The organism is Nitratidesulfovibrio liaohensis (assembly GCF_011682075.1).
In the GTDB taxonomy this organism is placed as follows: Bacteria; Desulfobacterota; Desulfovibrionia; order Desulfovibrionales; family Desulfovibrionaceae; genus Cupidesulfovibrio; species Cupidesulfovibrio liaohensis.
Genome location: NZ_VSMK01000166.1, coordinates 1 through 5449, shown reverse-complemented (window position 1 = coordinate 5449; position 5449 = coordinate 1). Strand labels below are relative to the sequence as shown.

Annotated in this window: 4 protein-coding genes; 2 read left to right on the top strand and 2 right to left on the bottom strand. The window is 68.8% G+C overall.

Annotation, left to right across the window (positions count from 1 at the left end):
* Positions 1-998 (top strand): DMT family transporter (locus FVW27_RS06925; RefSeq protein WP_341806103.1); only part of this gene is annotated, 998 nt, incomplete at its 5' end.
* A 157-nt stretch (positions 999-1155) separates the two neighbouring features.
* Here FVW27_RS06925 and FVW27_RS06920 read toward each other — a convergent pair.
* The gene (locus FVW27_RS06920; RefSeq protein WP_167123855.1) at positions 1156-1746 is read right to left on the bottom strand and encodes a ferritin-like domain-containing protein; all 591 of its coding nucleotides are present in this window, start codon (positions 1744-1746) and stop codon (positions 1156-1158) included.
* A 308-nt stretch (positions 1747-2054) separates the two neighbouring features.
* On the opposite strand from FVW27_RS06920, the gene FVW27_RS06915 reads away from it, so the two are divergent.
* Entirely contained in the window at positions 2055-5192 is a 3138-nt protein-coding gene (locus tag FVW27_RS06915) for a PAS domain-containing hybrid sensor histidine kinase/response regulator (protein WP_167123853.1), read from the top strand.
* A 48-nt stretch (positions 5193-5240) separates the two neighbouring features.
* Here FVW27_RS06915 and FVW27_RS06910 read toward each other — a convergent pair.
* On the bottom strand, positions 5241-5449 hold a 209-nt coding region (locus FVW27_RS06910), incomplete at its 5' end, for an HAD family hydrolase (RefSeq protein ID WP_167123851.1).

The following is a 5449-nucleotide window of genomic DNA, read 5'->3' as shown; positions in this document are numbered from 1 at the left end:
CCGCCACTGCCGTCGCATCCGCCGTCGCCGCAACCCCACATTCCGGCCTGCCCCCGCGCACCCTGGCCGAAGGCGCCCTGTGCGCCCTGGGCGCCGGGCTGGCCTGGGGGCTGGTGTTCATCGTCCCGTTGCTGTTGGGCGACTACCCACCCGCCGTGCTCTCGTTCGGGCGGTACATGGCCTTCGGGGCCATCGCCGTGGTGCTGGGCCTGCGCGACACGGCCCGGCTGCGCCTGCTGGACCGGGCAGACTGGCTGCGCGCCCTGGAACTGGCCCTGTCCGGCAACATCCTGTACTACCTGTGCCTTTCCGCGGCCATCCAGCGTGCGGACGCCCCCCTGCCCACGGTGATCATCGGCACCCTGCCCATCATCATCGCCATCATCTCCAATCTGCGCGACCGGCGGCTGCCGTGGGCGCGGCTGGTGCCACCGCTGGCGGCCATCGCCGCCGGGGTGCTGCTGGTGAACCGCCACGAAATCGGTCGTCTGGGCTTCGACCGGCCCCTGTCGGACTACCTGACCGGCGTGGTTCTGGCCTGGGGGGCCGTGGCCTGCTGGACATGGTATCCGTTGCGCAACAGCCAATGGCTGGCGCGGCGCCCGCATCTGGGCTCCGGTCTGTGGGCCACGGCGCAGGGGCTGGCCACCTTGCCGCTGGCCCTGCTGGGCATGGCTGGGGCCTGCGCGTGGTACTCCCTGGCAGATGGCGGCAGCGGCGGCTTTGCCGCGCCGCTGGGCCCCCGCCCGTGGACCTTCGCGGGGCTGATGTTCACCCTGGGGCTGCTGGCCTCGTGGCTGGGCACCACCCTGTGGAACCGCGCCAGCCGTCTGCTGCCCGCCGGGCTTGCGGGACAGCTGATGGTCTGCGAAACCTTGGCCGCCCTGACCTACGCCTATTGCTGGCGCGGCCAGGCCCCGGATGCCGGAAGCCTGGGCGGCGTGGCCCTGCTGATGGCCGGGCTGCTGCTGGGGCTGCGCGCGTTCCGTCGCGTGTGATAACCCCGCACCCCCCTCTTCCCTTCCCCCGCAACGGAAACGGCGGCACGTTGCCGTGCCGCCGCATGCGTAAAATCCGTGTGGCTCGAAGGCGTGCCACCCTTCCCTGTCGCGGGAAGGCACGGCGCGCCCGGTCCCTGGTGCGACCGCGCCGGGACTAGCCCGCCGCGGCACCGCCCTTGCTGATCAGGAAGCCCTTGGTGGAGGGGCCAGTGGAGGCCGAGGTGCCCGCAATCTTCGACAGGTAGGTGTCGCCCAGCGTCTTCAGGTGTTCGCCCACGTTGTCGAAGTGGTTGAAGTGCACCTGCTCCTCTTCGATGATGGTTTCGAACAACTTCATGCTGATGCTGTCGCCACATTCGCGGCACACCTGCAGGAACTGGTTGTAGGCGTCGATGGTGTCATCTTCGAGCCCGGCGTCGTAGGGGAAGATCGTCTGCACGTCCTGCCCCTTGACCAGATCGCCCTCACGCTCGGTGGTGGGCTCGCCGCCCAGCTCCTTGATGCGCTCGGCGAACATTTCGGCGTGGCGCATTTCGTCGATGGCGATCAGCTTCATGTCCGCCGCCAGCGTCCCGTAGTCCATGTTGTCCAGCCCGTAGTGCTGGTTCATGTACTGGGTGATGGCGTTCAGCTCCATGGCGCGCGCCTTGTTCAGCACCTCGATGACCTTGGCCTTGCGGGCCTCGCGCGGGGAGGGGGCCGCCGCTGCGGGCTTGGCCTTTGCCGGTTTCGTCGCTTTGTTCATGCGTCCGCTCCTTTTGCAGGGAATTGGGTGGGGTTGCCCACCTGACCTTCCACTTACCACAGGCACGGCGAAGGTGCATCATTTTCGTACCCGTGCGGGTCTGCCCGGCGACAACGGAATACGTTACCGGCCACCCCTCTCTTGTCCGCCCCACACTCCGCGTCCGGAAACGCATCGGGCCTCTCGCACCGGCAGACAAATCCCGCAACGCCCCATTCTTCTGTCGCGCAAATTGCAATTTCGCGTATAGTCTGTCCACAGACCACTCCGCGCCGCTTGCGGCGCGCCACCTGACCAGGGGTACCTCCATGCCCAGCGTGCATCATTCCGGGGCCGCATCCGTTACAGCCCGGCTTGTCGCCCTCGTTCTGGCGATCGTGCTGTGCGCGGCAGCCGCATCGGGCACGGAAGTACCGCCCGATCCCATTCACCGTGCGTCAAGGGCGACGCCTGCCTCCGCCCTGTCCACCCTGTCGTCACTGTCCACCCTGTCGTCACTGTCGTCACTGTCGTCACTATCCGGGCTGCCCGCACTGTCCGTGGGGTCCGTGACCGCCGATGCCCTGCCGGGCGCCGCCTTGCAGGCCGTCCCCACCGGCGTGCAGCCGCCCGACCCCTGGTGGGTGCGCGTCATCGACGATGCCACGCTCATCCTTCCGGCAGCCGCCCTGCTGCTGTGGCTGACCCTGCGCCTGCGCCGCACCCGGCGCGCCCTGGGCCGGGCAGAAAACACCCTGCGCAGCATCGTGCAGGTCACCTCGCCGCTGGTGGAGCAGGAATTCTTCCGGATGCTGGTGCAGCAACTGGCCCATGGCCTTGGCGCGCGCTACGCCCTGATAGGCGAATTGAGCGACGCGGGCGAACAGGGCGGCCCGACCACACAGGATGACGGAGGCAAGCGGGACGACGGCGACTACCTGCGCGTGCTGGCCGCATGGCTGGGCGAGGCGCCCGGCGAACCCTTCGACTATGCGTTGCACGGCACCCCCTGCTCCCGCACCCTCAATTCGCCGGACCTGTGCGTCTATCCAGACGGCGTGCAGGAAATCTTTCCCGAAGCCGAACTGCATGCCTCGCTGGGCATTCAATCCTACATGGGCCTTGCCCTGCGCGACGCGCAGGGCACCCCCCTGGGCGTGCTGGCCGTGTTCCACGACCTGCCCATGGCACCGCCCACGGGTGAAGGCGTGGCACTTATGCGCATCCTTGCCGGGCGCGCAACGGCAGAGCTGGAAAGGATGCGCGCCGGGCGGGCCCTGCGCGAAAGCGAGGCCCGCTACCGGGGCCTGTTCGAAAACAACCACGTGGTGGCCCTGCTCATCGACCCCACCACCAAGGCCATCCGCGATGCCAGCCCCGCCGCCGCCGAATTCTACGGCTGGCCGCGCGAGGTGCTGCGCACCATGCACATCTCCGACATCAACACCTTGCCGTCAGGGAAACTGCGAGGCGAACTCTCATCGGCGGCGCGGGGCGAAAAGCAGCGTTTCCGCTTTCGCCACCGCATGGCCAACGGCACCACCCGCGACGTGGAATCGAACACCGGCACCTTGGTGCTGCACGGCGAGCCGCTGCTGTATTCCATCATCACCGACGTCACCGAACAGTGCAGGGCAGAAGAAGCCCTGCGACATAGCGAACTGCGGCTGCGCATGCTGGTGGAAAGCGCGGGCGACGCCATCTACCTCGTGGACGGCACGGGCCATGTCCTTGACGCCAACCCCGAGGCGGAACACCAGACCGGCCACACCCGTGAACAACTGCTGCGCATGACCCTGTTCGACATCGACGAACGGCTCGATCAACGCGGCTTTGCCCGGCTGCGCGCAGAACTGGAATCCGCCCGCAAGGCCACTTTCGAAACCACACACCGCACGCGCGGCGGCACGCCGCTGCCGGTGGAGGTGCGCATGGCGCTGGTGGAAGAAGCGGACGGCGACCCGCTGCTGCTGGCCATCGTGCGCGACAGTTCGACCCGCAAGCGGGCGGAATGCGAGCTGCGCTGCGCCAAGGAGGCCGCCGAGACCGCCAGCCGCACCAAAAGCGAATTCCTGGCCAACATGAGCCACGAAATCCGCACCCCGCTCAACGGCATCATGGGCATGCTGCAACTGTTGCAGGCAGACCCGGCCAAGGCCATGCGCACGGTGTACGTAAGCGCGGCCACCCAGTCGTGCCGCCGCCTGGGGCTGCTGTTGGGCGACATCCTTGATCTTTCGCGCATAGAGGCGGGCAAGCTGGAACTGCACGACGAACCCTTCGAGGCGCGGGCCGTGCTGGACGAGGTGCGCGGCCTGTTCGAAGGCCCCGCCGCCGAACGCGGGCTGGCCCTGCGCGTAAGCGTGGACGAGCGCATTCCCCGCCACCTGCGTGGCGACGCCATGCGCCTGCGCCAGGTGCTTTTCAACCTGGTGGGCAACGCGGTGAAGTTCACCGACCAGGGCGAGGTTGTGGTGGAGGCATGGCGGGTGCAGGCATCGCGCTCGCGCGGGTGCAGGGTGGTGTTCACCGTGCGCGATACCGGCATAGGCATTGCCGAAGACCGGCTGAAGGACATCTTCGAACCGTTCGTGCAGGCAGAAACGGCCAGCACCCGGCGCTACCAGGGCGCGGGGCTGGGGCTGCCCATCGTGCGGCGGCTGGTGAGGCTGATGCGCGGCACCGTCACCGTGGAAAGCACGCCGGGCACGGGCACCGCCTTCAGCGTCAGCCTGCCCTTCCGCTTCGTGAACAAGGTGGAGGATACCGTGGCCGACCCGCCCGCCGCCGACGCCCTGGCCCTGCGCGGCAGGGCCATCCTGCTGGCCGAGGACGACGCGGTGAACCGCCTGGCCGTGACGCGCCTGCTGGAGAACATGGGGGCGCGGGTGACCACCGCCGACAACGGCGAACGGGCCGTGCAGGCCCTGCTGGCCGCCGACTTCGACTGCGTGCTCATGGACATCCAGATGCCGGTCATGGACGGGATGGAGGCCACCCGCCGCCTGCGGGCCCTGGCACATGAAGGGGCGCGCGAGGGGATGGAAGACGCACCCGCATCGGACGCGGCTGGCGGCGCCCCGGCAGGAAGCGGTCCCCTGCATGCGACGGGCGCCGAACCCGTTGCTGCGCCCGAGGGGATGCCCGATGGGATGCCCCATGGGAGGCATGACGCGATGCATGACGGGGAAGATGGCGCAGAGGCGGAGAGCGTGCATGACCTGCGCATCGATGACCGGCGCATCGACGACCGGCGCATCGACCCGCGCATCCTGCGGGCGCGCTCGGCAACGCCCATCATCGCCCTGACCGCCCACGCCATGCGCGGCGACCGCGAACAGTTTCTGGCTGCGGGCATGGACGGCTACCTGACCAAGCCCGTGGAGGCCGCCACGCTGGCCAACGCCATCGTGCGGGCCATCCGCGAACAGGGCTTGCGGGAACGTGAACCCGAAGGGTTGCAGTAGGTACGGACGGGACTGGTGCGCGGACGAGAAACCGGACGCGGCGACGGGCTAGAGATGGTCCAGCAACTCCAGCGGATGCGCCAGCAGCACGGATGCCCCGCTATCGCGCAGTTCCGCCTCGCCCCGGAAGCCCCACAGGCAGCCCACGGCCAGCATGCCCGCGCCGTGCGCGGTGCGCATGTCCACGTTGCTGTCGCCCACGAAGGCCGCGTGTGCCGGGTCCACACCCAGGGCACGGGCCGTGGCGATGGCCGCCG